Annotated in this window: 25 protein-coding genes and 1 pseudogene; 12 read left to right on the forward strand and 14 right to left on the reverse strand. The window is 73.5% G+C overall.

Going from position 1 to position 26,925, the window contains the following annotated elements; translation table 11 throughout:
* Positions 1-35: 35 nt before the first annotated feature.
* Positions 36-191 (forward strand): annotated as a pseudogene (locus ACFCY1_RS38120) (NAD(P)-binding domain-containing protein); the annotation flags it as partial.
* Between the two features lie 40 nt (positions 192-231).
* Here ACFCY1_RS38120 and ACFCY1_RS38125 read toward each other — a convergent pair.
* A complete protein-coding gene (locus tag ACFCY1_RS38125; protein ID WP_375877513.1) occupies positions 232-1,209 on the reverse strand; it encodes an FAD-binding oxidoreductase in 978 nt (325 codons plus the stop codon).
* Between the two features lie 48 nt (positions 1,210-1,257).
* Positions 1,258-2,928 (reverse strand): hydroxylamine reductase, encoded by a 1,671-nt coding sequence (hcp, locus tag ACFCY1_RS38130; RefSeq protein WP_375877493.1) that lies wholly within the window; start codon positions 2,926-2,928, stop codon positions 1,258-1,260.
* A gap of 368 nt (positions 2,929-3,296) precedes the next feature.
* Between hcp and ACFCY1_RS38135 the strand changes: the two genes are divergently transcribed.
* The 4 genes from ACFCY1_RS38135 to ACFCY1_RS38150 all read left to right on the forward strand — a co-directional run bounded on the left by ACFCY1_RS38135 (position 3,297) and on the right by ACFCY1_RS38150 (position 10,081).
* Positions 3,297-6,359, forward strand: a complete 3,063-nt coding sequence (locus ACFCY1_RS38135; RefSeq protein ID WP_375877494.1) for a SpaA isopeptide-forming pilin-related protein — start codon at positions 3,297-3,299, stop codon at positions 6,357-6,359.
* A 99-nt stretch (positions 6,360-6,458) separates the two neighbouring features.
* Positions 6,459-6,815, forward strand: coding sequence for a metalloregulator ArsR/SmtB family transcription factor (locus ACFCY1_RS38140; RefSeq protein ID WP_049654374.1), 357 nt, complete (start codon positions 6,459-6,461; stop codon positions 6,813-6,815).
* A 167-nt stretch (positions 6,816-6,982) separates the two neighbouring features.
* A complete protein-coding gene (locus ACFCY1_RS38145) occupies positions 6,983-8,272 on the forward strand; it encodes an MFS transporter (protein WP_375877495.1) in 1,290 nt (429 codons plus the stop codon).
* 156 nt (positions 8,273-8,428) lie between these two features.
* A complete protein-coding gene (locus ACFCY1_RS38150; RefSeq protein WP_375877496.1) occupies positions 8,429-10,081 on the forward strand; it encodes a phospholipase D-like domain-containing protein in 1,653 nt (550 codons plus the stop codon).
* Between the two features lie 114 nt (positions 10,082-10,195).
* Here ACFCY1_RS38150 and ACFCY1_RS38155 read toward each other — a convergent pair whose 3' ends face one another.
* The 3 genes from ACFCY1_RS38155 to ACFCY1_RS38165 form a co-directional block, all read right to left on the reverse strand.
* Positions 10,196-10,549: an antibiotic biosynthesis monooxygenase family protein gene (locus ACFCY1_RS38155; RefSeq protein ID WP_375877497.1), complete on the reverse strand. Its 354-nt coding sequence runs from the start codon at positions 10,547-10,549 to the stop codon at positions 10,196-10,198.
* Between the two features lie 131 nt (positions 10,550-10,680).
* Positions 10,681-10,986, reverse strand: a complete 306-nt coding sequence (locus ACFCY1_RS38160) for a GNAT family N-acetyltransferase (RefSeq protein WP_049653355.1) — start codon at positions 10,984-10,986, stop codon at positions 10,681-10,683.
* Between the two features lie 129 nt (positions 10,987-11,115).
* Positions 11,116-12,060: an alpha/beta fold hydrolase gene (locus tag ACFCY1_RS38165; RefSeq protein ID WP_375877498.1), complete on the reverse strand. Its 945-nt coding sequence runs from the start codon at positions 12,058-12,060 to the stop codon at positions 11,116-11,118.
* Positions 12,061-12,204: 144 nt separating this feature from the next.
* Here ACFCY1_RS38165 and ACFCY1_RS38170 point away from each other — a divergent pair, with 144 nt between their 5' ends.
* On the forward strand, positions 12,205-12,816 hold the full coding sequence (locus ACFCY1_RS38170; protein ID WP_375877499.1) for a TetR/AcrR family transcriptional regulator: 612 nt from the start codon (positions 12,205-12,207) through the stop codon (positions 12,814-12,816).
* Between the two features lie 345 nt (positions 12,817-13,161).
* Positions 13,162-14,343 (forward strand): RICIN domain-containing protein, encoded by a 1,182-nt coding sequence (locus ACFCY1_RS38175; RefSeq protein ID WP_375877500.1) that lies wholly within the window; start codon positions 13,162-13,164, stop codon positions 14,341-14,343.
* A gap of 104 nt (positions 14,344-14,447) precedes the next feature.
* On the opposite strand, the gene ACFCY1_RS38180 is transcribed toward ACFCY1_RS38175, so the two are convergent.
* On the reverse strand, positions 14,448-14,675 hold the full coding sequence (locus ACFCY1_RS38180; RefSeq protein WP_049653364.1) for a response regulator transcription factor: 228 nt from the start codon (positions 14,673-14,675) through the stop codon (positions 14,448-14,450).
* A 57-nt stretch (positions 14,676-14,732) separates the two neighbouring features.
* Complete coding sequence (locus ACFCY1_RS38185) at positions 14,733-14,903, reverse strand: hypothetical protein (RefSeq protein ID WP_159028496.1); 171 nt, start codon at positions 14,901-14,903, stop codon at positions 14,733-14,735.
* Positions 14,904-15,035: 132 nt separating this feature from the next.
* Here ACFCY1_RS38185 and ACFCY1_RS38190 point away from each other — a divergent pair, with 132 nt between their 5' ends.
* Entirely contained in the window at positions 15,036-16,061 is a 1,026-nt protein-coding gene (locus tag ACFCY1_RS38190) for a LuxR C-terminal-related transcriptional regulator (protein WP_375877501.1), read from the forward strand.
* A 170-nt stretch (positions 16,062-16,231) separates the two neighbouring features.
* Entirely contained in the window at positions 16,232-16,798 is a 567-nt protein-coding gene (locus tag ACFCY1_RS38195) for a hypothetical protein (protein WP_049653366.1), read from the forward strand.
* A gap of 43 nt (positions 16,799-16,841) precedes the next feature.
* Here the strand turns inward: ACFCY1_RS38195 and ACFCY1_RS38200 are convergent, their stop codons facing one another.
* From ACFCY1_RS38200 to ACFCY1_RS38225, 6 genes are all read right to left on the reverse strand, one after another.
* Positions 16,842-17,666: a carbohydrate ABC transporter permease gene (locus tag ACFCY1_RS38200; protein WP_053112138.1), complete on the reverse strand. Its 825-nt coding sequence runs from the start codon at positions 17,664-17,666 to the stop codon at positions 16,842-16,844.
* The gene (locus tag ACFCY1_RS38205) at positions 17,663-18,574 is read right to left on the reverse strand and encodes a carbohydrate ABC transporter permease (RefSeq protein ID WP_049653367.1); all 912 of its coding nucleotides are present in this window, start codon (positions 18,572-18,574) and stop codon (positions 17,663-17,665) included. The genes ACFCY1_RS38200 and ACFCY1_RS38205 overlap by 4 nt, the downstream gene beginning before the upstream one ends.
* Positions 18,564-19,856, reverse strand: coding sequence for an extracellular solute-binding protein (locus tag ACFCY1_RS38210; RefSeq protein WP_375877502.1), 1,293 nt, complete (start codon positions 19,854-19,856; stop codon positions 18,564-18,566). The genes ACFCY1_RS38205 and ACFCY1_RS38210 overlap by 11 nt, the downstream gene beginning before the upstream one ends.
* A 274-nt stretch (positions 19,857-20,130) precedes the next feature.
* The gene (locus ACFCY1_RS38215) at positions 20,131-20,997 is read right to left on the reverse strand and encodes an alpha/beta fold hydrolase (protein ID WP_375877503.1); all 867 of its coding nucleotides are present in this window, start codon (positions 20,995-20,997) and stop codon (positions 20,131-20,133) included.
* Positions 20,998-21,017: 20 nt separating this feature from the next.
* The gene (locus ACFCY1_RS38220; RefSeq protein WP_375877514.1) at positions 21,018-22,193 is read right to left on the reverse strand and encodes a glycosyltransferase family 4 protein; all 1,176 of its coding nucleotides are present in this window, start codon (positions 22,191-22,193) and stop codon (positions 21,018-21,020) included.
* A gap of 62 nt (positions 22,194-22,255) precedes the next feature.
* A complete protein-coding gene (locus tag ACFCY1_RS38225; protein ID WP_375877504.1) occupies positions 22,256-23,353 on the reverse strand; it encodes a fatty acid desaturase family protein in 1,098 nt (365 codons plus the stop codon).
* A 371-nt stretch (positions 23,354-23,724) separates the two neighbouring features.
* Here ACFCY1_RS38225 and ACFCY1_RS38230 point away from each other — a divergent pair, with 371 nt between their 5' ends.
* From ACFCY1_RS38230 to ACFCY1_RS38240, 3 genes are all read left to right on the forward strand, one after another.
* Positions 23,725-24,879 carry an inorganic phosphate transporter gene (locus tag ACFCY1_RS38230; protein ID WP_241852963.1) on the forward strand — a complete coding sequence of 385 codons (1,155 nt, stop codon included), beginning with the start codon at positions 23,725-23,727 and terminating at the stop codon, positions 24,877-24,879.
* Positions 24,876-25,157 (forward strand): hypothetical protein, encoded by a 282-nt coding sequence (locus ACFCY1_RS38235; protein ID WP_117486429.1) that lies wholly within the window; start codon positions 24,876-24,878, stop codon positions 25,155-25,157. Before ACFCY1_RS38230 ends, ACFCY1_RS38235 begins: the two co-directional genes overlap by 4 nt.
* A gap of 261 nt (positions 25,158-25,418) precedes the next feature.
* Positions 25,419-26,078, forward strand: coding sequence for a polysaccharide deacetylase family protein (locus ACFCY1_RS38240; protein ID WP_375877505.1), 660 nt, complete (start codon positions 25,419-25,421; stop codon positions 26,076-26,078).
* Positions 26,079-26,085: 7 nt separating this feature from the next.
* Here the strand turns inward: ACFCY1_RS38240 and ACFCY1_RS38245 are convergent, their stop codons facing one another.
* Positions 26,086-26,898 carry a hypothetical protein gene (locus ACFCY1_RS38245; protein ID WP_375877506.1) on the reverse strand — a complete coding sequence of 271 codons (813 nt, stop codon included), beginning with the start codon at positions 26,896-26,898 and terminating at the stop codon, positions 26,086-26,088.
* Between the last annotated feature and the right edge of the window lie 27 nt (positions 26,899-26,925).

Consider the following 26,925-nt stretch of genomic DNA (forward strand, 5'->3'; position numbering starts at 1 on the left):
GAACGCTCCATCGCCCCGCTCGGCGAGCGTGAAATATGCATAGCCACCACCACACCCCTGGAGCGCTGGTGACCCACACGATCGGATTCATCGGACTCGGCACCATGGGCGGCCCGATGGCCGCCAACCTCGTCAAGGCCGGACACCGGGTGACCGGCTACGACCTGGCCCCGGACGCCCGGGAGCGCGCCGCCGGGCCCCCGCCGATGGGTTTGGGCGGCGGCCCGGCGGTCAGGTGGCCAGGAAGCGCTCCCGGTGGACCTGTTCGGGCGGCACCCCTGCGGAGGCGGCGGTGCGCAGCACGGCGTCGACCAGGGGCGGCGGGCCGCAGACGTACAGGTCCGGTGCGGCGCCGCCGAGTTCGGGCAGGGCGGCGGCCAGCAGGTCCGCCGGGGTGCCGGTCGGGCCGGACCAGCCGGGGCCGGGCCCGCGGACGCAGACCTCGTACCGGAAGCCGGGCAACTCGGCTGCCACGGCGGCGAGTTCGTCCAGCGCGAAGACGTCCCGCGGCTCGTTGACGCCGAGGAACAGCTGGGCGGGCTGCGGATCCCGCCACTCGGCCATCCGGCGGACCATCGCCAGCAGCGGGGCCAGGCCGGTGCCGCCGGCCACGAACCAGCGCGGCCGCAGGCCGGTCTCGTGCAGGCCGAAGGCGCCCTGGGGGCCGTGCACGGTGAGCCGGTCGCCCGGGCGGGCCCGGTCGGCGAGGTAGCGGGAGAAGTGCCCGCCCTCCCGCAGCCGGACGTAGAACTCCAGCCGGCCCTCCCAGTTGCCGGTGTTGGCGGGGGAGTAGGCGCGCTTCACCCCGCCGCCGGGTGCCTGGAGCTCCATGAACTGCCCCGGGTCGAACTGGCAGTCCGGGTCGTCGAGGCGCAGCTCCAGCCGCACGGTGTCCGGGGTGGCCTGGTCCACCGCCGTGACGGTGGCCGCGCGGACCGGGACGGCGCCGTACAGGACGCGGGTCTGCTCGTACGGCAGGGCGGCGGTCAGCGGACCGCGCGGGAAGGTGCGGCAGAGCAGCACCTCGCCGCGCTCGCGCCCGTCCGGCGGGAGGGCCTGTTCGCTGTGCGGCCCGAGGTCGTACGGTCCGTCGGTGACGGAGGCGTGGCAGGAGCCGCAGGTGCCCCGGCGGCAGGAGGCGGGCAGGGCGGCGCCGGCCTCCGCCGCGGCCTCCAGGACGCTGCGGCCAGGGGCGCAGTCGAACTCCAGCCGGCCGCCGTCGGTGGTGGAGGGTGACGGGGTGGGCGTGCCCCGCGCTCACGACGCCGTCCGTTCGAGCGCGGCGGCCAGGTCGGCCGCCGGGTCGCCGGCCACCCGTAGGCCGAACCGCTTCACCAGCTCGTCGACCAGGGCGGGGGTCAGGAAGCCGGGCAGCGAGGGGCCGAGGTGGATGTCGCGGATGCCCAGCGCGAGCAGGGTGAGCAGCACCGCGACGGCCTTCTGCTCGGTCCAGGACAGCGCCAGGGTGAGCGGCAGGTCGTTGATGTCGCACTCGAAGGCGTCGGCGAGCGCGGTGGCGATCCGGATGGCGGAGTAGGTGTCGTTGCACTGGCCGAGGTCGAGCAGCCGGGGGAGGCCCGCGATCTCGCCGAAGTCGTGCCGGTTGAAGCGGTACTTGGCGCAGCCGAGGGTGAGCACCACGCTGTCGCGGGGCGCGCCGAGGGCGAGGTCGGTGTAGTAGTCGCGGCCGGGGGTGGGGCCGTCGCAGCCGCCGATCAGGAAGAAGTGCCGGATGTCGCCCTGCCGCACCGCGTGGACGACCTGGTCGGCGACCGCGAGCACGGCGTCCCGGCCGAAGCCGACGGTGACGGCCTCCTCCTCGGCGGCGGTCTCCGGGAAGCCGGGCAGGGCGTGGGCGGCCTGGATCAGCGGGCGGAAGTCGTGGTCGGCGAGGTGCCGGACGCCGGGCCAGCCGACCGGTCCGGCGGTGAAGATCCGGCGGCGGTAGGCGGCGTGCGGCTCGATGACGCAGTTGGAGGTCATCAGGACCGGGCCGGGGAAGGCGGCGAAGTCCCGCTGCTGGTCCTGCCAGGCGCCGCCGTAGTTGCCGGCCAGGTGCGGGTGGGCCTTGAGCAGCGGGTAGGCGTGGGCGGGGAGCATCTCGCCGTGGGTGTAGACGTTGATGCCCTGGCCCCTGGTCTGCACCAGGAGGGCCTCCAGGTCCCGCAGGTCGTGGCCGCTGACCAGGACGGCCTTTCCGGCGACCGGGGTGGTGCGGACGGCGGTGGGCCGCTGGGGCCCGTAGGTGCCGGTGTTGGCGGCGTCCAGCAGTTCGAGCGCCGCGAGGTTGAGCCGGCCGAGGCCGACGGCGCGTTCCAGCAGCTCGGCGGGGTCGGTCGGCTCGCCGGCCAGGTAGGCGAGGGCGTCCTCGACGCCGCCGAGCACCTCGGCGCTGCGGCGGCCGAGCACGTCGGCGTGGTGGGCGTAGGCGCAGATGCCCTTGAGCGCGTAGAGGTGGAGTGCGCGGAGTCCGACCACCTCGGGCCCGACCAGGGGGAGCCCGATGTCCACCCGGACGCCCGACGCCTGGCCGACCAGCGCGCCGGGGTCCGCGGCCGGGGCCCAGGCGGCCGGGCCGGTGAGCGTCTCCGGCTGCTGCCCGGCGGCGCGCGCGGCCCGCTCGTACCGGTCCCTGGTCCGGTTCCGGACGCCGACGGCCAGCTGGATCAGGGCGGCGAAGCGGGTGGGGTTGAAGTTGACGTTGGTGAGCGTGGTGAAGAGCGCGTACAGGACGAAGGCCGCCGCCTCGTCGTCCGGGTCGCCGAGGGCGCGCGCCTTGGCGGCGTACTGGGAGATGCCCTTGACCGCGTGGATCAGCAGGTCCTGGAGGTCCGAGGTGGGGGAGTCCTTGCCGCAGTTGCCGATCGGACCGGCGCAGCCGGGGGTGGCGCCGGTGCGGTCGGTCTGTTCGCACTGGTAGCAGAACATGCGGGTCCTCCGGGGACTCGTGGTGTCGTTCGGTGGCGGCGGGCGGACGGGGCCTCGACGAGTCCAGGATGGGGCCGCCGTTGACGGCGCGTCAGGGCCGGAGGGCCCCAATCCTGGGTCGGGAGACCCAGCCGCCCGGCGTCCGCCGCGTCCGATCGGGTGTACGTGTGCGGCGTTCAGACGAAACGGCTGGCGGGTCGCCGCTGCTCGGGGCTCCGGCGAGAACACTCCGAGGGTTGTTGTTCGGTTCATATGAGGAAAGGACTGTGGTGAAGCCCAGTCAGAATCAGGCGACCGCCGTCGGCTGGAGACGAAGGCTCGGCAGGGTGATGGGATCCGCCCTGGCCCTGACGCTAGTCCCCTTCGGCATGTCGCTCATCGCACCGTCGGCCGCCCAGGCGGCCGGCCTGCCGGGCGGCCTGGGGCCCTGCCTGGGCGCGGACTGTCCGGCGACGTTCCCCCCGGTCAACAACGGTCCCTTCGCGGGCCGCGACGCCGGGGTGAACGTCTTCGTCGGCGGCGACTTCAACGTCCGGGGCTCGGCCGCGGAGGCCGAGGGGCACGTGGTGACCCTCGGCAACTTCGACATGAGCAAGGCCGCCGGGGTCAGCTCCGTGTACAACATCGGCATCGTCGGCGTCGGCTCGCGCGTCCCCCCGCCGAACGGCGCGGACTTCCTCACCGCCGGCGGCAACGTCACCGTGGCCCCGGGGCAGTCGCTCCTGGCCGAGGGCGGCGTCGTCCGCTACGCGGGCGCCACCACGGGCACCGTCACCGGCACGAAGGTCCACGACCCGCAGGCCGTGGCCGCCTACGCGCCGCTGCGCGGCGAGCTGCAGACGGCCAGCGCGTGCTACGCCGGGACCGGCACCCCCCGCCCGGCCACCGGAACCGCCGTCAACCAGGGGTACCAGACCCTGTTCACCGGCGACGGCACCTCCGCCCTCCAGGTCTTCAACGTCGACTTCGACATCGTCGGCCGCGGCGGCGGCACCCAGGGGGTCACCTTCGCCGGCATCCCCGCGAACGCGACCGTCCTGGTCAACCTCGTCGGCGACGCCCGCACCATCAACACGTACAGCGGCAGCCTCGCGGACACCGACCCGTGGAACCAGCTGCGCGAGCGCCTGCTGTGGAACTTCCCCACCGCGACGACCGTCACCCTGACCGGCTCGGGGCAGTTCCAGGGCAGCGTGCTGGTCGGCAACCCGGCCAGCACCGCCACGATGAACCTGCCCGGCCTGAACGGACGGTTCTTCACCACCGGCTCGCTGCTGCACAACTCCGGTCTGGGCATGACCGGGACGGAGTTCCACGCCTACCCCTTCAACGGCGACCTCCCGGAGTGCGGCAACCCGCCGGCCCCCACCGCCTCGACCAGCGTGACCAAGGTCGACTCGGCCACCGGGCAGACCCTGGCGGGCGCCACCTTCCAGCTGTGGAAGGAGAGCAACGGCGTCGCCGGCCTGCAGACCACGGGCACCACCCCGGACACCAAGGTCGGCGCCCCCTGCACCACCGGGCGCAACGGTGTCTGCTCCACGGCCGACCTCCCGCTGGGCACCTACTACTGGGAGGAGACGACGCCGCCGCCCGGGTACGACCTGCCCCAGCCGCCGGTGACGACCGTGGTCCTCGGCACGAACGGGCAGACCGTCCCGGTCACCGTCCAGGACACCACGAGCCCGGTCGTCGAGACCGGGTCCACCAGTGTGACCAAGGTCGACTCCGCCACCGCGCGGCCGCTGGCGGGGGCGACCTTCCAGCTGTGGCACGAGACCAACGGTGTTCCGGGGCTGCAGACCACGGGCGCCAATCCCGACACGGCGGTCGGCTCCCCGTGCGTCACGCCCGCGTCGGGCGTCTGCTCGGCGTCCGGGCTCCCGCTGGGCACGTACTACTGGCAGGAGACGGCGGCGCCGCCCGGGTACGACCTGCCCGGGCTCAACGTGACCACGGTCGTGCTGAACACCAACGGGCAGAGCGCCCCGGTCACCGTCGCCGACACCCCGGCCGCCGCTCCGACCGCCTCGACCAGCGTGACCAAGACCGACTCCGACAGCGGGCAGCCCCTGGCGGGGGCGACCTTCCAGTTGTGGCGTGAGACCAACGGCGTCGCCGGTCTGCAGACGTCCGGGGCGACCCCGGACACGGCGGTCGGCTCCCCGTGCGTCACCCCGGCGTCCGGTGTCTGCTCGGCGTCCGGCCTCCCGCTGGACACCTACTACTGGCAGGAGGTCTCGGCGCCCGACGGGTACGACCTGCCCGACCTCAACGTGAACACCGTCGTGCTGGACGCGAACGGGAAGAACGTCGCGGTCACCGTCGCCGACGCCAAGACCATCGCTCCCACCGGGTCCACCTCCGTCACCAAGACCGACGCGGCCACCGGACAGCCGCTGGCGGGGGCGACCTTCCAGCTGTGGCACGAGACCAACGGCGTGGCCGGTCTGCAGACCACGGGGGCCAACCCCGACACGGCGGTCGGCTCCCCGTGCGTCACGCCCGCGTCGGGCGTCTGCTCGGCGTCCGGCCTCCCGCTGGGCACGTACTACTGGCAGGAGACGGCGCCGCCGCCCGGGTACGACCTGCCGCAGTCCGCGGTGACGACCGTCGTCCTCGACACCAACGGGCAGGACATCCAGCTCCCCGTCCAGGACACCCACTCGACCGCTCCCACCGGGTCCACCTCCGTCAAGAAGACCGACGCCTCCACCGGACAGCCCCTGGCGGGCGCCACCTTCCAGCTGTGGCACGAGACCAACGGCGTTCCGGGGCTGCAGGCCACCGGCCCGAATCCGGACACGGCCGTGGGCTCCCCGTGCGTCACGCCCGCGTCGGGCGTCTGCTCGGCGTCCGGCCTCCCGCTGGGTACGTACTACTGGCAGGAGACGGTGCCGCCGCCCGGGTACGACCTGCCGCAGTCCGCGGTGACGACCGTCGTCATCGACCTGGGCCGGCCGAACGTCCAGGTCCCCGTCCAGGACACGCAGACGCCGACCGCCCCGAGCGGGTCCACCTCCGTCAGGAAGGTCGACGCCGACAGCGGGCAGCCGCTGGCGGGCGCCGTGTTCCAGCTGTGGCGGGAGAGCAACGGCGTGGCCGGTCTGCAGACCACGGGGGACAACCCCGACACCGCCGTCGGCCCGCCGTGCACGACCCCCGCGTCGGGCGTCTGCTCGGCGGACCACCTCCCGCTGGGCACGTACTACTGGCAGGAGGTCTCCGCACCCGAGGGCTACAACCTGTCGCGGCCCTCGGTGACCAGGGTCGAGCTGACCGGGGACCACGCGTGCGTGACGGTCACGGTCGAGGACAGCAAGTGTCCGCCGCCGCCGTGCCCGCCCACCCCCTGCCCGCCGGGCGACGAGTGGAGCCCGTACGTGCGCTTCACGCCCGTGCCGGGCTTCCTCTGGGGCGCGAACGCCTGACCGCATGACCGGCCCGTGCCCGCCGAAGCCTCCGCGCTTCGGCGGGCACGGGCCCGCCCGGACGACGCCCCGGACGGCCCAGGGCCCTACGATGGCGCCATGAGCGGGAGCCTTCAGGTGTCAGGTGCGCACCATGCGCAGGAGCGACGGGACGACGAGCGGCTGGAGGCCGCGGCCGGCATCCTGGCGCTGCTCGCGGACCGCACCCGGCTCGCGCTGCTCCAGCGGCTGAGCGCCGGCGAGGCCGACGTGACCACGCTCACCGAGGCGGCCGGAGCCCCCCGGACGTCGGTCAGCCAGCACCTCGGCAAGCTCCGGCTGGCGGGCCTGGTCACCACCCGCAAGGACGGCCGGCGCGTCGTGTACGCGCTGCGCCACGGCCATCTGCGCCGGCTGGTCGACGAGGCGCTGAGCGTCGCCGACCACCAGATCGGCGAGCTCCCGCCGCACGACTGAGCGGATCCGTGTCGGCCCGTGCCCTCCGGGGTGCGGGCCGCTTTTCCGGCGCCGCTTTCCCCTCGCCGCCTTCCGGGCCGCTTTCCGGTCAACATGTGCACATGCGTGCACATGTTGACCTATCCTGGACGTGTCGTCCTACCGCGTCCAGTCCGAGCGGGGTCCTCATGCTCTCCGTGCTGCGCAACCGCACCTATCTGCACCTGTTCGCCGCCCAGATCGTCGCCCTGGTGGGCACCGGCCTCGCCACCGTCGCGCTCGGCCTCCTCGCGTACGACCTCGCCGGGGCGGGCGCCGGATCGGTGCTCGGCACCGCGCTGGCGATCAAGATGCTCGCGTACGTCGGCATCGCCCCGGTGGTCACCGCGCTGGCCCACCGCATCCCGCGCCGGCGGCTGATGGCCGCCTCCGACCTCACCCGGGCCGCCGTCGCCCTCACCCTGCCCTTCGTCACCGAGGTGTGGCAGGTCTACGTCCTGATCTTCGTCCTGCAGTCCGCCTCGGCGGCCTTCACCCCGGCCTTCCAGTCGGTGATCCCCGAGGTGCTGCCCGAGGAGCGCGAGTACACCCGCGCCCTGTCGCTGTCCCGGCTCGCCTACGACACCGAGAGCCTGGTCAGCCCGGTACTGGCGGGCGCCCTGCTCGCGCTGATCAGCTACAACTGGCTGTTCTGGGGCACCGCCGCCGGGTTCCTCGCCTCCGCCGCCCTGGTGCTCTCAGCCGTGCTGCCCAAGCCGCTGCGGCCGGAGCCGCTTCGGCCGGAGCAGGAGGGGACCGGCGACGGCGTCCTCGCCAGGTCCGTCCGCGGCACCCGGCTGTTCCTCGCCGTGCCCCGGCTGCGGGCGATGCTCGCCCTGGACCTCGCGGCGGCCGCCGCCAGCGCCATGGTGATCGTCAACACCGTCGTCTATGTCCGCGGCCAGCTCGGCCGCCCCGCCACCGACGTCCCGATCGCGCTCGGCGCCTACGGGGCCGGGTCGATGGCCGTGGCGCTGCTGCTGCCCCGGGTGCTGGACCGGGTGCCGGACCGGATCGTCATGCTCCCGGCGGCCTTCGGCATCGTCGGGCTCTTCGCCCTGCTCGCCGTGCTCACGGCCGCCGGGCCGGGCGCCTGGCGCTGGCCCGTCCTGCTCGCCGTCTGGGCCGTCCTCGGCGCGGCCGGCTCGCTGATCCTCACCCCCACCGGCCGCGTCCTGCGCGACTCGGTGGCCGCCGAGGACCTGCCCGCCGTCTTCTCCGCCCAGTTCTCCCTCTCGCACGGCTGCTGGCTGCTCACCTACCCCCTGGCCGGCTGGCTCGGTGCCACCCTGGGCCTTACCGCGGCCTCCGCCGCGCTCGGCGCCGTCGCCCTCGCCTCCGGCCTGCTGGCCGCCCGCGCCTGGCGCGGGGTGCCGGGGGCGGCGGCCGCGGCCACGGTCGCGGCGAGCGGGAAGCGGGGCGTCGCCGTCACCCGCTGACCGGACGGGCAGCCAGGGGCCGGGGTTCGCCGGGGCCGGTCGAGCCCCCGCGCGCTTTTGTCATGCGCAAGTTTGACGGGGTGTTACCAGCAGGTAGTCTCTGGGTGTCTCGTAGGCGAACAGCACGACGCCTGCCACGTTCTGAAGGATCCTCACGTGTACCGACCCGGCTCCCGCCGACCCCGCCGCGCCCTGCGCGGCGCCCTCGCCGCCGTCGCGGCCAGCACCCTGATCACCGTCCTGTCGGCCGCGCCGTCCCACGCCGCCCCCGCCCCCGCACAGGGCGCGGACAGCACCCACATCGACGCCGTCGAGCAGGTGCTGCGCCAGGTGTCGCCCGGCCTGGAGGGCACCGTCTGGCAGCGCACCGACGGCAACGCCCTGGCCGGCGCCGACCAGGCCGGCGGCCCCGCGAACTGGCTGTTCCAGACGCCCGGTTGCTGGGGCGACGCCACCTGCGCCGACCGGCCCGGCACCCGCGCGCTGCTCGCGAAGATGACCGCCGACGTCTCCGCCGCCACCCGGACCGTCGACGTCTCCAGCCTCGCGCCGTTCCCCGACGGCGGGTTCGAGGACGCCCTGGTCGCCGGGCTCAAGGCCTCGGTCGCCGCCGGGCACCGCCCGGTGGTGCGCATCCTGGTCGGCGCGGCGCCGCTGTACAACGCCAACGTGCTGCCGTCGCGGTACCGGGACGACCTGGTCGCGAAGCTCGGACCGGCCGCCTCGTCGGTCAGCCTCAACATCGCCTCGATGACCTCCTCGCGCACCGCCTTCTCCTGGAACCACTCCAAGCTCCTGGTGGTCGACGGACGCACCGTCCTCACCGGCGGCATCAACGGCTGGAGCAAGGACTACCTCGACACCTCGCACCCCGTCTCGGACGTCGACCTCGCGCTCACCGGCCCCGCCGCGACCTCCGCCGGCCGCTACCTGGACACCCTCTGGGAGTGGACCTGCGGTCGGACCGGCCTCCTCGACAACGCGTGGTTCGCCTCCTCGGACGGCGGCGCCTGCCGCCCGTCGATCGAACGCGAGCTCAACCCGTCCGCCCCCGCCGCCGGGAACGTCCCGGTGATAGCCGTCGGCGGCCTCGGCGTCGGCATCAAGGACGCGGACCCCTCCTCCGGGTACCGGCCCGGTCCCGTCCCCGGGGCGGCGGACGCCAAGTGCGGCCCGCTGACCCTGCACGACAACACCAACGCCGACCGCGACTACGAGACCGTCAACCCCGAGGAGAACGCCCTGCGCGCCCTGGTCGGCAGCGCCCAGCGGCACATCGAGATCTCCCAGCAGGACCTGAACGGCACCTGCCCGCCGATCTCGCACTACGACTCCCGGCTCTACGACACGCTGGCCGCCAAGCTGGCCGCCGGGGTCAAGGTGCGGATCGTGGTCAGCGACCCGGCCAACCGGGGCACCGTGGGCAGCGGGGGCTACTCGCAGATGAAGTCCCTCGCCGAGATCAGCGACGTCCTGAAGGCCCGGCTCACCGCGCTCACCGGCGACCGGGGCAAGGCCGACGCGGCCCTCTGCGGCAACCTCCAGCTCGCCTCCTTCCGTGCGGCCCCCACCGCCACGTGGGCCGACGGGCACCCGTACGCGCTGCACCACAAGCTGGTCGCGGTCGACGACTCGGCCTTCTACATCGGCTCGAAGAACCTGTACCCGGCCTGGCTGCAGGACTTCGGCTACATCGTCGAGAACCGCAACGCGGCCGCACAGCTCGACCGCGACCTGCTCGGCCCCGAGTGGAAGTACTCGCAGGCCGCCGCGACCGTCGACTGGTCCACCGGGACCTGCCGTGCCTGAGGTCGAGGCCTGAGGTCCGACGCCTGATGGCCGGCCGGCGGGTTCCCTGCTCAGGCCGCCCGGGGCGGGCGCTGCTCATGGCGGCGCCCGCCCCGCTCTGCTCTCACCCGGGAGTTACGCCCGCACGAACCCGTGGCTGCGCTCCACCTTCGCCACGTGCAGTGTGTAGTTCTGGTACCAGTCGGCCCGCCCGCGCTTCTGCGCGGCGCGGTGCTCGGCGTTGGTCCGCCACTCCGTGAGGGCGTCGGCGTCGCGGAAGTACCCGACGGTGATGCCCAGTCCGCCGGGCGTCTGCGCGTGGTCCATCCCCAGGTACCCGGGGATGTCGTTCACCAGCTCTTCCATGCGGGCGTTGGTCTCGCTGTAGTCGCTCTGGTCCTGCGTCCGGAGCGCGGTGAAGACGGCGACGTAGTACGGGGGTTCAAAGGCCTGGACGGGTGCGACGGGTGCTTCGGAGTGATCACTCATGCCGCCACCGTAGGGCGGCACGCGTCCGGTGATCCAGTGTCTTTACCGAACGGTGGAACAAGGGTTCGGGATCTTGACCGAAGCCGTCCGGGCCCTCCCGCGGCGGCCCGGACGGCGCGGTACGCGGCTGCTCAGAGGCCGAAGCGGGCCCGGTGGGTGGCGGGGACCAGGTCGGCGTACTCGGGGTGCTTGGTGATCCAGCCGCGGATGAAGGGGCAGTAGGGGAGGACGGCGAGGTGCTGGTCGCGGGCCGTGTCCAGGGCGGCGCGGGCCAGTCGGCCGGCGAGGCCTCGGCCCTCGAAGCGGGGGTCGATCTCGGTGTGGATGAAGGCGATCTCGTCGCCGGAGCGGTGGTACTCGGCGAAGCCGGCGAGTTCGCCGCCGTCGTGGATCTCGAAGCGGGACTTCTCGGTGTTGTCGGTGACGGTCTGCTCCACGGTTCCTCCTCGGGTGCGGCGGGTCGCCTCGGCGGACGACCGCTGGTGGCCGGCGCCGCTGTCAGCAGCATAGTTGAATTCTCAACATTTGTCTGCCGCGACGCGCGGGGCGGGTGGGGGTGGACGGTCTCAGTCCGAGACGGTCCGCCCGGTGCGGTACGGCGCCAGGAACGCGGTCAGGGCGGAGAGCATCGCCTCCGGGGACTCCTCGGCGGGGTAGTGGCCGCAGTCGGGGAGGACCAGGGTCTCCACGTCGTCGGCGGCCAGCCGCATCGTCGCGCCGACCGAGGCGCCGAGGTTCGCCGCTCCGCCGATCGCCAGGACGGGGAGGGAGAGCCGTCGGGCCGCGCGCTGCCCGTTCTGGGCGATGGTGGTGTCCAGTGCCCGGTAGAACTCGAAGCTGCAGCGCAGGGCCTGCGGATCGGCGGCGAGGGTGTCGACGTAGTGCCGGACGGCGTGGTCGGGCAGGGGCTTCGCGGACTTCGTGGCGAACTGGTGGCCGAAGTAGAGGTGCTCCCGCCCGGCGACCAGCTGCTCGTTGACGCCGGCGAGGCGGTTGAAGGCGAAGTGCCAGAGTCGGTCGTTGGCCTCCTGGCTGCCGAAGAGCGGCGGCGTGGGGGAGAGCCCGGGGATCGCGGCCTCGGCGACGGCCAGGCGTTCGAGCCGGTCGGGGTGGTCCACGGCCAGGGCGTAGCCGGTCCACATGCCGACGTCGTGTCCGACCATGGCGAACCGGTGGTGCCCGAGCGTGTCCATGAGCGCCACCAGGTCGCGGGCGAGCGTGCCGGTGTCGTACCCGTCCAGCGGCTTGTCGGACAGTCCGACGCCGCGCGGATCGACGGCGACGACCTGGAAGTCCCGTGCCAGCGCGGGCATCAGGAGGCGCCAGGCGTACCAGGTCTGCGGCCAGCCGGCGAGCAGCAGCAGCGGCGGGCCCTCGCCGCCGGTGACGGCGTGCAGGCGCAGGTGCCCGGTGTCGACGTACCGGCTGGTGAAGGTCTGCGCGAATCCGGCCGGGAGGTTCGGCGCCCCGGCGACGGAGCCGGGGCCTTCGGGCGTGGGTGACTGGCTCATGATCTTTCCTTTCGCGGTGCCGGCTGATCTGGCCACTGGCCGTCACGGTAGCCATCCTGGACCGATCGGTCAAAGATTGTTTGACCGATCGGTCCAGGACGCGGGTAGGCTCATGGCAGACGGGTGAAACGGGAGGTTTGTGCGGTGTCCGGACGGAAGCAGTTCGACGTCGGGGAGGCCCTCGACCGGGCCATGCGGGTGTTCTGGCAGCGCGGGTACGCGGACGCCTCACTGGACGCCCTCGGCTCCGCCACCGGCCTCGGCCGGGGCTCCCTCTACGGCACCTTCGGCAGCAAGGACGCCCTGTTCCACCAGTGCCTCGACCGCTACGCGGCGCTCTACGGCGCCCGGTACGAGCAGGCGTTCGCCGCTCACCCCGGTGACCCGGTGCGCGCCGTCGAGGCGTTCTTCGACGTCGTCCTGGAGCGCATCGCCGACCCGTCGGTCCCCGCCGGGTGCCTCGTCGCCCAGTCCGCCGCGCAGTCGCCGACGCTGACGGAGGAGAGCGGTGCGCGGGTGCGCGGCCTCCTCGACCTGCAGCACCGACGGGTCCGCGCCGCGCTGGCGGACTCCCCGGCCGACGCCCGGACGCTCGACGAGCTCGCCACCTTCGTCGTCGCCGTCAACCAGTCGCTGGCCGTCCTGAGCCGGGCCGGCACCCCGGACGCCGAGCTGCGCTCCGTGGCCCGGCTGGCCTGCGCGACGGTGGCGGACTCCCTCGCCCGGGCGGCCGCCGAGGGCGACGCCGCGAGCTGACGGGCGCCCGGGTCCGGCCTGGTCACCGGGCACCCGTGGGGGAAGGGCCGGCTCAACTCGGTGCGGTAGGGCGGGAGAAGAGGGGTCGGCGGGGGCGGCCCGGCGGTGCGGAGTCCCGGCCGCGGCGCGTGTCACGTGACCCAGGTACCGCCGTTCCGGCACCGGGTCTTCGTGACTTTCCGTGACCATCGCGGCTCGGCAGGATCTACCTCACCGAACGGAACGCCGGCAGGAAGGCGGACCGGACAGGTGGTGGCGGTGACGCCCCCCTGGCCGCCCGCACCCGTACCGGGTTGTGCCGGTCCGCCTGACGCTTCCTCCGAACCCGCCCGAAAGCAGCCCATCATGAGCGCCGTTAGCGCCCGCCTGAAGAAGTCCGCCACCGCCACCGCCCTGGCCGCCAGCCTCCTCGCCGGGGCCGGTACGGCGCTGGTCGCGGCCCCGACCCCGGCCGCCGCGGCCGACTGCGCCGGCAAGGACGGCGTCGGGGGCGGCAACTGCACCAGCGCCCTGATCGGCGCCGTCGCCGACACCGTCAAGTTCGTCCTCGGTGCGGCCAACCAGGCGAAGATGGAGAACGCCCAGTTCACCCAGGCCCTGGTCTCGAAACTGAGCAGTGCCGCGCCCGGCTACAACGTCCTCGTCTTCAAGTACGACGGGACGGACGCCTTCGACACCAAGTGGTTCAAGAACGACTACTCGGCGAACATGCGGGGGGTGATGTTCGAGGACGACGTCAAGCTGGAGCACCACGACAAGGAGGGCGGGCCGCAGGGCTACGACGACTTCAAGGTCTGGGTCTTCGCGGGCGAATCGACCTTCGTCAACTACGGTGACGGCGGCTTCATGAACTGGGCCTTCATCGGCCATGACTCGGACACCAGCGGCCGTGGGGGCCGGCTCATCCACTTCCCGGCCCGGGTGGTGCCGGGGTCCTCCAGCGGCTCCACCCCGCCGCCCGGAACCCCCTCGACGCCCCAGGTGCCGATCGGCGGCCAGATCATCACCGTCCCCGCGATCCCCATCAGCAGCCCGGGGACCCCCGGCATCCCCGCGCACGAGACCGGCGACACCGGGACCAACATCCCCGGCGGCCACATCCGGATGGGGTTCGGTGTCGCCGACTCGGGCGCCGCCCAGCTGACCGGCACGCTGCACCCGAGCGTCAAGAACGGCCGGGCCCCCGCCGCCAACGGCTCCGCGAGCGGCACCCCGGTCACCGCCGCCACCAGCACCGCAGGCAAGTCCACCGGCTGGGTCTTCAGCCAGGACGCCGGTGGGCTCTACAAGATCACCAACGCCGTCACCGGCCTCGCCCTCACCGAGAACACCAAGAGCTACCTGGCCGAGGCGCGCCCCTGGACCGGCTCCGCCGCCCAGAAGTGGGAGGTCTTCGCGTTCGGCGACGGCGAGTACCAGATCCGCGTCAGCACCGACGACTGCCTCACCTACGACGAGGACAACAAGGCGCTCGGCGTCTGGACCTGCACCAACGACTGGAACCAGCGCTGGACGATCAAGCCCTGACCGTCCCGCGCTCCATTCCGCACCTGACTCCGTCCCTGCCGGGACCCGCCGGCGGGGGCGGGCCCGTGTCCGGCCCGACGCCGGGCCCATGCCCCGGGGGCGCGTCACGAGGCGGGGAGGCCGTGGCCGTGGGTGAAGGCGAACAGGGCCAGCTGCATGCGGGTGGTGGCGCCGGTCTTGCTGCGGATCCGTCGGAGGTAGGTGTCGACGGTGTGCGGGCTGAGCTGGAGGCGGCGCGCGATGGTGTCGTAGGTGGCTCCCCGGGCCAGCAGCTCCAGCACCTCCACCTCCCGGCGGCTCAGGGCGGGGGCGGCGGTGGCGGGTCGGGACATCGGGGCACTCTCCTGGCTGAGGGGACGTCGAACGGGAGCGGTGGTCATGGCGACCGCTCAGTAGATGGGCTGGCAGCCGGGGGTCGTGCACGCGCCGCCCCACGAGGTGTCGTCCGCGTGAACGTTGCGGGCCGCCGTCGCGTGGTCCTGCGGAACGGCGAGCGCGGCGGGGGCGCTGATCCCGAGAAGTGCCGTGAGCAGTACGGCGGCGGTGATGAAACGCTTCATGGAGTCCTCCTGGAGGGACCTCAACTGATCGCCGAGCGGGTCCCGGCCTGTGATCTAGCATGTCGCCGAGATGATCACGCGCCTACGGGTCGACCACCTCACCAAGCTGGGTGGCAGCAAAGTGACTGGGGGATGTACATGGACGTTTCCGGCGAACCGGACGATCGGGCGGGCGGAACGGAACCCGATCAGGTCGACGTGGCGGTCTACTCCTGGGTACTGGAACACCACCGGCTCGAACCCGCCGCGATCGCCGCCGACTTGGGGCTGGACCCGGACCGGGCCGCCGCCTCGGTACGCCGGCTGAGCGCCCTGCGCCTGGTGTACCCGGATCCGCAGGACCCGACGGCGGGCTACGCCGTCGCACCGGAGGCCGCGATGGCCCGGCTCGCCGCCCCCGTCGAGGCCCGGATCCGCCGCGAGCAGGAGGAGCTGGCCAGGGGACAGGCCCAGCTCGTCGGCTTCTTCCCCCACTACCAGCGGGGCGGACGGGTGGCCGGCGCCGGTGAGGGGGTCGAGGTCATCAGCAGCCTCCAGGAGGTACGGGCGGCGCTCGACCGGGCCTCGGACAGCTGCCGGAGCGAGGTGCTGGCCAGCCAGCCCGGTGGCGGAAGCCGCGTGCCGGAAGCCATGGAGGAAGCGCTCGGCCGTGACCGCGCGCTGCTCGCCCGCGGGGTGCGGATGCGCACGCTCTACCACCACACCGCACGCTTCAACGGCCCCAGCCAGGCGTACGTGGAAGCGGCCTCACCGCTCGGCGGCGAGTACCGCACCGTCCACGAGCTGTTCGGCCGCATCATCGTCTTCGACCGCGAACTCGCCTTCATCCCCGCGAGCGACGGCTCCTGGGGTGCGGTGGCGATCCGCCAGGAGTCGCTGGTCGCCTACCTGTGCGAGATCTTCGAGCAGTCCTGGTCGTGTGCCAGGCCGTTCTCCGCCGCCACCGCGGACGGCCTGGAGCAGGTCTCCCAGGAGATCGACCGGACCATCCTGCGGCTGCTCGCCGCCGGGCTCAAGGACGAGACGATCGCCCGCCGCCTCGGGATGTCGCTGCGCACCGCGCGGCGTCATATCGCCGACATCATGGGCCAGTTGGATGCCGAGAGCCGGTTCCAGGCCGGTGTGGCCGCCGCCCGTACCGGGCTGCTGGGCGAGTAGCGGCACCCGGGGCGGCCGGGGCGGCCGGGGCGGCCAGGGCACGCGGGTGGCAGGGTCACGCGACTCCGGGACCGGGTTCGCGTGACTGTCCCGGCGCCACCACGGGAACCCATGATGGAGCCCGGCGAAGGGAAGCCTCCCGACGCGAGGCTCCGGAACGGAGGACGACGGTGCAGTGGGGGCCGGACGATCAGGAGAACGAACCGGCCGACGAGGGCGGCTACCTCCTGGAACTGGCCGCGTTCCTCTCGGCCCGGACCGGTGGAGGGCCGGCCGTCCTCTGGACGGACTACGAGCCCCCCGTCACCGGCGACCCGTCCACGGCGGAGGACACGGCAGCCCTCGCCGCCGGGCTGAGCGCACTGCTGGGCGTCACCGTCCGGGCCCTCCCGCAGGACCCCGCGGACCCGCACGCGGTCCAGACGCGACAGGCCGAGTCGGAACTCCTGGTACTCCAGCTGTCCTCCGTCACCGAGATCCTGGTCGACGCCTCGACCGCCTCGACCGCCTCGACCGGTACGAACCCCGGTCCGACCGGCTCCACGGCCCCGACCGCCCCGACCGACGCGCACCGGGTGCCGCTGGCGGTCCGGCTCCGGGGCGGCCAGGTGCTCTTCGTCCCGTGCCGCTCGACCTGCACGCTGCTGCCCGGGCCGGGCTCCCGGCACGCGGTACTCCAGATCCCGGCACCGCGAACCGGGCTGCGGGCCCGTCCCGGGACAGGCCGCCCCGGGTAGGTCGTCGGCGCCGCCCGGCGGCCGGCTTCCGGCGCGGCGGGGCTCAGCCCTTGACCGCGCCGACGGCGAGGCCGGAGGCGATCCTGCGCTGGACGAGGAGGAAGAAGACCACGACGGGCAGGGCGGTCAGGGTGGCACCGGCCATGAGACCGCCGTAGTCGGTCCCGAAGCTGGTCTGGAAGGAGACCAGCCAGATGCTGACGGTCTGCTTCTCCGGAGTCGACAGCAGGATGTAGACGAGGACGTACTCGTTCCACGCCTGGACGAGGGCGAAGACGGAGGTGGCGACGATGCCGGGTGCGAGCAGCGGGAGCACCACCCGGCGGAACGCGCCGAGCCGGCCGCAGCCGTCGACCATGGCCGCCTCCTCGAGTTCCACGGGGACCCCGGCGATGAAGCCGCGCAGCATCCAGACCGTGAACGGCAGCGTGAACACCAGGTAGGTGAGGACCACGCCGGTGAGGCTGTCCGTCATCCCGACGTCGTTCAGCAGCAGGTAGACCGGGATGATCAGGGCCGTCAGCGGGACCATCTGGACGATGAGGATCACCACGACGAAGGCCTTGCGGCCCGCGAAGCGGAAGCGGGCGAGGGCGAAGGCGGCGAGCGCGCCGACGACCAGCGACACCAGGACGGTGCCGATGCCGATGACGACGCTGGAGCGGACGTTGGCCCAGAAGGTCTCGGTGCCCAGCGCCCGGGCGAAGTTGTCGAGCGTGGGGCGGCCCGGCCAGAACTTCGGTGGCAGGCTCAGGATCTCGGTGGCCGGCCGGAACGCGGTGAGCACCATCCAGTAGACGGGGAAGCCGATCACCGCGGCGACGAGCAGTCCGAGCAGGTCGTGGCCCAGCGACCGCCGTCGCCTCATTCGATCTCTCCCGTCCTGAGCATCTGACGCAGGTGGACGACCGATCCGGCGAGCAGCAGGACGACGGTCACGAGCGCGATCGCGGCCCCGGTGCTGTACCGGTTCACGGCGAAGGACTCGATGAAGGAGTAGACGCCCAGCAGGTAGTACTCCCGCTCGGGCTGGCCGCCGCGCATGAGCCAGATCTGGTTGAAGACGCCGAAGTCCCAGATGGCCGACAGCGTGGTCACCATGACGAGGACCGGTCTGATCACCGGCAGGGTGACGTGCCGGAAGACCTGGAGGGGCCGGGCCCCGTCGAGGACCGCGGACTCCTCCAGTTCGGGCGGGACCTGGGCCAGCGCGGCCCGCAGGGTGATCGCGGCGAACGGCAGCGAGCCCCACACCACGACGGCGACGATGACGGTGAACCCCTGCCAGGGGTTGGTGAACCAGTTGTGGCGGGCCAGGTCGACCCCGGGCAGGTTCGAGAGCAGCCAGTTCACCACGCCGTAGTCGGCGTCGAAGAGCCAGCGGAAGACCGACGAGGCGACCATGACGGGCATGGCCCACACGGTGACCAGCACCCCGGCGATGACGGCGCGCACCCACGGGGAGACCCGGTGCATCAGCCGGGCGGTGAACAGCCCGCAGAGCACGGTGAGGGCGACGCACACCGCGGTGAAGAGCACCGTGCGGGCGACCACCGTCCAGAAGAACCCGTCCCCGAGGATCCTGCGGAACTGGTCCAGCCCGGCCCACGGCGGCGAGGTGCCGCCGAACAGCTGCTCGCGGGTCATGTCCTGGAAGGAGAGGACGACCATGTCCACGAGCGGGTAGCCGAGCACCAGGACGAGCGCGAGGACGGTCGGGCCGATCAGCAGGTACGGCAGCAGCGGACGCCGCCGCCGGACCCGGTCAGCGCTCATTGATCACTTCGTCGATCCGCCGGTCCGCCTCCCGCGCGGCGTCCTGCACCGACGCCTTGCCGTTGGCGATCCGCTCCAGCATCTCGGGTAGGACGTTGGACTTCTCCACCGACGTCCAGCCGGGCGCGAACGGGGTCATCCAGCCCCCGGTCGCCGCGGCCTGGGCAGCGGGGCCGTTGATGCCGCCGGCGGCGACCTCGGTCAGCTGGGTGGTGTTGTTGGGCAGGGTGTTCGCGGCGATCAGCGTCTTCTGGGACTCCCGGTCGGTGAACAGCCTGATCCAGTCGGCGGCCAGGTCCTTGCGCGTCGACTTGGCCGGCACGGCCAGGGTGGAGCCGCCGAGGAAGGGCGGCAGGAGCTTTCCGGACGGGCCGGGGAAGGGGAAGGTGGCGAACTTGTCCTTCAGCTTCGGGTCCCCGCCGGAGCGCTCGTCGGCGGCGGCGCCGGCCTCCCAGGTGTTGCCGTAGAAGACGCCCACGCGGCCCTGGCCGACGACGGCCGGCTGGTCGCCGTTGTCCTTGGCGCGGTCGCCGACGTAGTAGGCGTCGATCAGCCGCTTCCACTCGGTGAGCCCGGCGACGGAGTTGGGCGAGGACAGCGAGGCCTTCCAGCGGTTGCCGTCCTTCACCGCGATCTCGCCGCCCGCGTCCTTCAGGAAGGCCATGGCCGCGTACCAGTAGCGGCCGGGCATGTAGAGGGCGGAGAAGTTCGGGTCCTGGGTGCCGAAGGTGCTCTTCAGCCGGTCGAACGCGGAGAGCAGTTCGGGGTACGTCTTCGGGGCGCCCGGCACACCGGCCTGGGTGAAGTAGTCGGTGCGGTAGACACCGACCCGGGCCCCGACGTAGTAGGGCACGCAGTAGGCCTTGCCGTTGTCGCGGCAGGCGTCGGCGAGCGCCGGCAGCCAGGCGTCCGACTGGTCGAAGCGGGCCGGGTCGAGGGTGGCGAAGGCGCCGTTGACGATGTAGTTGGTGGTCTCGCTGTTGCCCATCTCCACCACGTCGGGCACGTTCTTCCCGGCGAGGACGGCGTCCAGCTTCTGGTTCTTCGTCGTCCACTGCTGGTACTGGACGTCGACCCGGACCCCGGGGTGGGCCTTGGTGAAGCGGTCGTTGGTGGACTGGACCAGTTGTGGCCAGTTCTCCTGGGCGTCCACGGCCAGCCACACCGTCAGCTTGCCGCCGGCCCCGGAACCGCTGCCCGAGCCGGAGCCGCCGCATCCGGCCGCGGCCAGGGACAGGAGCAGGGTGAGGACCAGGGGGCGACAGGACGCGCGAATGGCCATGGGGTCTCCAAGTTCACTGTGGGGGTGACCTTTTGACTACCCCTCAGATCAGCTTGCGTCGCAGGGGAGCGGACATTCGGCCGGAAGACGTCCGGCTCCGGGCCCGGCGGAAACCCCAACTTTCGGATGGGGCGTGGCCCTTCGCATTCGCACCTCCCAGGTCGACGGGTCGTGCGGCAGTGAGTCCGGCCGCCCGGGAGGAACAGTGAACGGCAGGCCGGCGCCTGCTGTGACGACGTATTCAGGACAGATTGGAGTAGACCAATAGCGCGGCTCACCCGCCGGGCGTGCGGCGGGCCTCCGGGAGCAGGGCGCGGAAGGCCGCGGCGACGGCGTCGGGGTGTTCCTGCATGGCGACGTGGCCGACGCCGGGCAGGGTGAGGAGCCGGGCGTCCCGGAAGGCCGTGTAGGACCGGGCCGCCGTACGGAAGGGGACGAGGCGGTCCTCGCGGCCGAAGACGAGCAGGGTGGGGGCGGTGACCCGGCGGGCCTGGTGCCAGGGCGAGGGCTCGCCCGGCAGTCGGAGGTGGGCCCGGGCGACGGCGCGCACGCCCTCCACCAACATCTTCTGGTTGTAGGGGAGTTCGGCGCGGCGCAGGCGTTCGCGCACTTCGGTCGCCCGCTGTTCGGCGTTGACGCGGGACGGGTCGGCGTAGATCAGGCGGTAGAGGTCGTCGAGCTGCCGGTCGGGGCCCCGGGTGGACAGCAGCCGGGCGTACAGGCGGGCGGCGCCCGGCAGGCCCAGCAGGGAGATCCGCAGGGCTTGCGGCGGCGGGAGGGCGGGCAGGACCGGGGAGACGAGGGTCAGGGTGGCGACCAGCTCCGGGCGGTGGGCGGCGAGGTGGAGGGCGGTCAGGCCGCCGAGCGAGTTGCCGACCAGGTGGACGCGGCGGTGCCCGGTGCGGACGAGGTGGCGGGCGACGGCCGCGGCCTGGCGCCCGACGGTGACGAGGCCGTCGGGCGGGGGAGCGGAGCGGCCGAAGCCCGGGAGGTCGAGGGCCAGGCAGTGCACCGACGACCGGAGGCGCTCGATCAGGGCGGCCCAGTTGTGGGTCCAGCCGCCGAGCCCGTGCAGGAACACGGCGGTGTCGGCGTCCGGGCGGGCGCCGGGTACGTAGGCGGTGGAGAGCGGCTGGTGCATGACGGGTCCGTTCCTCGGTCTCACCCGCGCCCCGCGGCGGAGGACTCCGCCAGCGCGAGCCGGTAGTGGTCGACGAGCCGGTCGCCGACCGCCTCCCAGCTGCGTTCCACGACCGCGGCCCGGCCCGACCGGCCGAACGCCCGGCGGAGTTCCGCGTCCCGGGTGAGCCGTTCCACCGCCTCCCGGAAGCCGGTGCCCGCGCCGGGCGGGACGAGGAAGCCGGTGCGTCCGGGCTGGACCAGGTCGAGCGGTCCGCCGACGGCGGGGGCGATCACGGGCAGCCCGCTGGCCATCGCCTCCTGGAGGGTCTGGCCGAAGGTCTCGAACGGTCCGGTGTGCGCGAAGACGTCGAACGAGGCGTAGAGCCGGGCGAGTTCGTGCCCGGTGCGGCGGCCCAGGAAGAGCGCGTCCGGCAGCGCGGCGGCCAGTCGGGCGCGGCTGGGGCCGTCGCCGACCACCACCAGCCGTACGCCCGGGAGCCGGGACACCTCGGCCAGCCGCTCGACCTGCTTCTCCGGCGCCAGCCGCCCGACGTAGCCGACCAGCACCTCGCCGGGCCGGCCGAGGCGCCGGCGCAGGGCCTCGTCCCGGTGGCCGGGGTGGAAGCGCACGCAGTCGACGCCGCGCGGCCACAGGTGGACCCGGGGGACCCCGTGGGCCGTCAGGGCGTCGAGCGAGGCCCGGGACGGCGCCAGGGTCCGCGCGGCCGCCGTGTGGATGAGCCGCAGCCGGTGCCAGGCCAGCCGGGCCCCGGCGGCTCCGGCGAACGGCAGGTAGGTCCGGGCGTACGCGGCGAGGTCGGTCTGGTAGACGGCGACGACGGGGACGCCCGCGCGCCCGGCCGCCGCCGCTCCGGCCGCCCCGAGGGCGAACGGGCCCGCCAGGTGCACCACATGGGGGCGGTGCTGCTCGACGGCGTCGGCCACCCGGCGCCCGGGGAGGGCGACCCGCACCTCCGGGTAGCCGGGCAGCGGGACGGACGGGACGCGGACCACCCGGTAGCCGTACGCCGACTCGTACGGCTCGCTCCCGCCTCCGCTCCCGCTGGCGTTCCCGCTCGTGCGGCGCTGGGCCGCCGGGGCCACCACCAGCGGGACGTGCCCCCGGGCCAGGAGGTGCTCGGCGGTCCGGAGCACGCTGTGGGCCACGCCGTTGACCTGCGGGGCGAAGGACTCGGCGACGATCACCACCCGCAGCCGCTCGCCGCCGGGGGCCGGGCCCGCCGCGGCGGGCGCCGCCGGCCCGGGCAGGACCCCGCTCACCGGGCGGCCTCCGCAGGTGCCGTGCTCTTCGCCGCGGCCGCGGCCGCAGCCTCCGGGCGGGCCGGGACGGACCGGCCGACCGCGCGCAGGTCCCGCAGGATCTCCCGGAAACAGGCGGTCAGACCCGCCTCGGCGTACGGCACGCCGATCTCCGCGCAGTAGGCGCGCACGATGCGCGAGGCCGGTCGCAGCGCCGCTACCGGCATGGCCGGGAAGAGGTGGTGCTCGATCTGGAGGCCGAGGCCGCCGAAGAGGAAGTGGACGAACCGGCCGGCCCGCAGGTTGCGGGAGGGCAGCACCTGCCGCCGGAGGTAGTCGGTGCGCTCGGCGCCGGGGCCGGTCATCGGCATGCCCTTGTGGTTGGGGGCGAAGATGCAGCCCAGGTAGACGCCGAACAGTGCCCCGAACAGCGCGGTGAAGGCGAGCGCCTGGAGCGGGGAGAGCACGAGGACGGTCAGGGCCGCCGCGACGGCGTAGTGCAGTACGGCGAGGGTGCGTTCCAGCGCCGGGTACCTGACGGTGCCGCGGGTGAGGGTCAGGCCGGTGGCGACGAGCAGGCCGAGTGCCTGGAGGGACAGCAGCGGGAAGAACAGTGCCGCCTGGTGTCGTGCCACGAACCGCCGTAACCCCCGTGCCCGATCGGCCTGTTGGGCGGTCCGGGCGAAGAGGAGGGAGTCGGCGGCCGGGTCCTGGCCCTCGCGGTTCGGGTGGGCGTGGTGCCGGTTGTGGTCGTCGACCCACCAGCCGTAGCTCATGCCGACCACCAGGTTCCCCAGCACGATGCCCACCAGGTCGGTCGTCCGGCGGTCGGCGAACACCGCGCGGTGCGCGACGTCGTGGCCGAGCAGCGCCAACTGGCCCAGTACGAGGGCGAAGAGCGGCGCCAGGCCGAGCTGCCACCAGCTCGCGCCGAGCGCCGTGAACCCGGCCAGCAGCCCCACCAGCGCGGCCAGCAGTGCCGCGCTCCGGCACGCGTAGTACAGCGGGCGCCGACGCAGCAGACCGGCCTGCGCCACGCGCCGGTACAGTTCGGCGAACTCGCCGCGCCGGGCGGTCCCGGTGCTCGGGGGGTCCGGGATGTCCTGAACGGTCATGCCACCAATCCGGTCTCGGGCCGCCCCGGCCGGCCGTGTCCCGCGCCGCGTGCCTGGGGCTCGAAGGCCCTGAGCCTTCCGTACCCGACCCGTCGGTGTCCCGCGCTGCCGGTGAATGCGACCCGATCGGGCGGGTGGCGGCCACGGGCTGACGGCCCGCCGTTCGGAGGTCGGGAATCCGTACGGGCTGCCGCCGGGGGAGTGGGTTGTGGGGAGGCCGTCGACGCGATCGGGCTCCTGGGGCGGTCCGTCCGGCAGGCGAGGGGGCGCGACCGTATGTTGATCCGACCGGATGGCGGCCCTTCGCCGCGCGGCGCGCCGGGTCGTCGCCGAACCGGGCGTGTCCCGCTACGCGGGCTAGGTTCGGGTCCGTGACCGGCAACGACGCGGTCCTGGCGCTGATGGTCGTCACGGCGCTGGGCTTCGACTTCACCAACGGCTTCCACGACACCGGCAACGCGATGGCGACCTCGATCGTGACCGGCGCCCTCCCGCCGCGCGTCGCGGTCGCCGTCTCGGCGGTGCTCAACCTGGTCGGCGCGTTCCTGTCGACCGCCGTGGCGGCGACCATCGCCAACGGCCTGGTCGCCAGCGGGGAGGTGACCCTGACGGTGGTGTGCGCCGGCCTGACCGGCAGCATCCTGTGGAACCTGGCCACCTGGTTCCTCGGGATCCCCTCCAGCTCCTCGCACGCGCTGATCGGCGGGGTGGTCGGGGCGACGGTGGCGGCGGCCGGGGTCGGGGCCGTCAAGTGGCAGGGGCTGGTCTCCAAGGTGATCGTGCCCGCGGCGCTGTCGCCGTTCATCGCCGGCGGGGTGGCGGTGGTCGGCACCCTCCTGGTCTACCGCCTCACCCGGGACGTGCCCGAGGGCCCGCGCGGGCGCGGGTTCCGGCTCGGCCAGATCGGCTCGGCCTCCATGGTGTCGCTCGCCCACGGCACCAACGACGCGCAGAAGACCATGGGCGCCATCACCCTGGCCCTGATCGCCAACGGCACCCTTCAGGCCGGGGCGAAGGCGCCCGACTGGGTGATCGTCTCCTGCGCGCTGGCGATCGCCCTGGGCACCTACATCGGCGGCTGGCGGGTGATCCGCGCGCTGGGCAAGGGGCTGGTGGAGATCGAGCCGCCGCAGGGGATGGCCGCCGAGTCGGCCTCGGCCGCGGTGATCCTCTGCTCCACCGACTTCGGCTACTCGCTCTCCACCACCCACGTGGCCACCGGGTCGATCCTGGGCTCGGGGATCGGGCGGAGCGGTGCCGTGGTGCGCTGGCAGCTCGCCCGCCGGATGGTGGCGGCCTGGCTGCTCACCCTGCCGGCCGCGGCGGGGGTCGGCGCGGTGGCCTACTGGACCGCGAACGGGATCGGCGGGACGACCGGGGTGGCGGTGATCTTCACCGTGCTGGTGCTGGCGTCGGTCGCCTTCTTCGCCGCCTCCCGCTACCCGGCCGTGACGCCGGAGAACGTCAACGCCGCCTGGACCGGTTCGGTGGCCCCCGAGCCCGTCAAGGACGAGGTGAGGTCGTGAACTCCTGGATCAACCTGGACGCGGTGTGGAAGATCGTCGTGGTGGGCCTGGTCACCGGTGCCGGCCTGCCCGCGCTGTTCGCCCTCGGCCTGCGCCTGCTCAACCCGTCCGGTCCGTCCGGTCCGTCCAGTCCATCGGACCCGTCCGGCCCGGCCGACGAGGCGGCGGCCGTCCGGCCCACCGCCGGCCCGGTCGGCTCCACCCTGGCCGGACTCATTTTCGCGCTGGTGCTCGCGGCGATCGGCTGGGGCATCTACGTCATCGTCAACCACCGCTGACCGTCCGCCGCCCCGGCCCGGCCCGGGCGGGCCCCGCCGAATTCCGCTCCGGCAACCGGGTGAAATGGTACGGAGTCGCCTGGCGCGAATGGAAGCCGGGCCCGACGCTGCCAGAATGCAATTTCTCCGAGGGCCACCTGAACGGACGGGGCCACTGGACGGCAGGAGCGGAACATGCGACTCGTTCGACCACGCAATAGTTCGGAAAGCGCGCCCGACCTGGATGCGGCGCGTCTCCCGTGGACGTTGATGTACCACTCGGTGACGTCGGCGACCGAGGATCCCTATCTGATCACCGTCGACCCCGCGCGATTCCGCCGCCAGCTGCGCTGGCTGTCCGCGCGCGGACTGCGCGGGGTGTCGGTGGGCGAGCTGATGCGTTCCCACCGGAACGGAACCGCCGCGGGAAAGGTGGGGCTCAGCTTCGACGACGGATACCGCGACTTCGTGGAGGAGGCCCTGCCCGCACTGGCGGAGTACGACTTCACGGCGACGGTCTACGTGGTGGCCGGCCGGCTCGGCGGGTACAACGACTGGGACGAGCAGGGCCCGCGCAAGCCGCTGATGACGGCGGCCCAGGTCCGCGAGGCCGCCGCCGAGGGGGTGGAGATCGGCTCGCACGGGCTGACGCACCGGCGGCTGGCGGGCCTGGGGGCGCAGGAATTGGCGGCCCAGGTCGCCGACAGCCGCCACGTGCTGGAGGACCTCACGGGCCGGTCGGTCGAGGGGTTCTGCTACCCGTACGGTTCGCTCGACGACGCCGCCGTGGAGGCGGTGGCGCACACCGGGTACGGGTACGGGTGCGCGGTCAGCCCCGGTGTCCACGGCGGGGAGTTCGCGCTTCCCCGATGTTACGTCGGCGATCGGGACGGGCCGCTGCACCTGACCGCGAAGCTGGTGCGCGACCGCTGGCTGCGCTGACGGTCGCTCAGGGGGCGGTGGCGGCCGGCTCCAGGTGCAGCCAGGACTCGTGCCAGAGCAGGGCGCACCGCCGGTCGCAGCCGGTGGCGAGCGGCTCGCCACCGCAGCGCAGGCCGTCGAGGATGAACCAGCGTCCCCCGGTGGGGTGTTGCCACCAGGCGAGGGACCGGTGGCGCAGTTCGAGGGCGCTGTGACGGGTGCCGGTGTGGTGCTCCATCCCCGGCTGGAAGGGGACGCCGTGCAGGCGCCCGTCGGGGTCGAGGGTCGCGCGGATCTCCGCGAGGCCGCGCACGGTCGCCCACAGGGCGACGGGACGGGGGGCGGGGACCGGCGCGGGCGCGGGCTCCAGCCATTCGTCGCGGAACAGCAGGGCGCAGTCCAGCCCGCAGCCCTGGGCGCCGTCGGCGCCGTGGCAGGTGGCGCCGGCCAGGGCGACGGTGCCCGACAGGCGACGCACCCGGTAGTGGTCGTCGATCATGCGGCGCACGATGCGCTCGACCTGGTAGACGCCGCCGCAGAACGACCACTGGCTGCCGGTGAACCACAGGCCGCGGTGGCGGTCCTTGTCGTCGAGGGTGGCGCGCACCGCGGCCTCGTCCTTCACCCGGACCCAGTCCCCCTCGGCGAACCGGGAGGGCCGGCCGGGCGCCGGAACGTCGGCGCGGCGCTCGCGCAGGCCCTCGCGGGCGATCCTGGCGCGGCGCACGACGCCGAGTGGGGGAAGGTCGCGCAGGGGCAGGTTCTTGTACTGGCACCGGTTCGCGGCGGTTCCGCAGAGCGGCTCCGCGGTATGGGTGAACCGTGATTCCTCAACGGCCATCAGTGAAATCCCATCGGGTCGGAGATA

The sequence above is a fragment of the Kitasatospora sp. NPDC056273 genome (assembly GCF_042268845.1).
Classification (GTDB): domain Bacteria; phylum Actinomycetota; class Actinomycetes; order Streptomycetales; family Streptomycetaceae; genus Kitasatospora.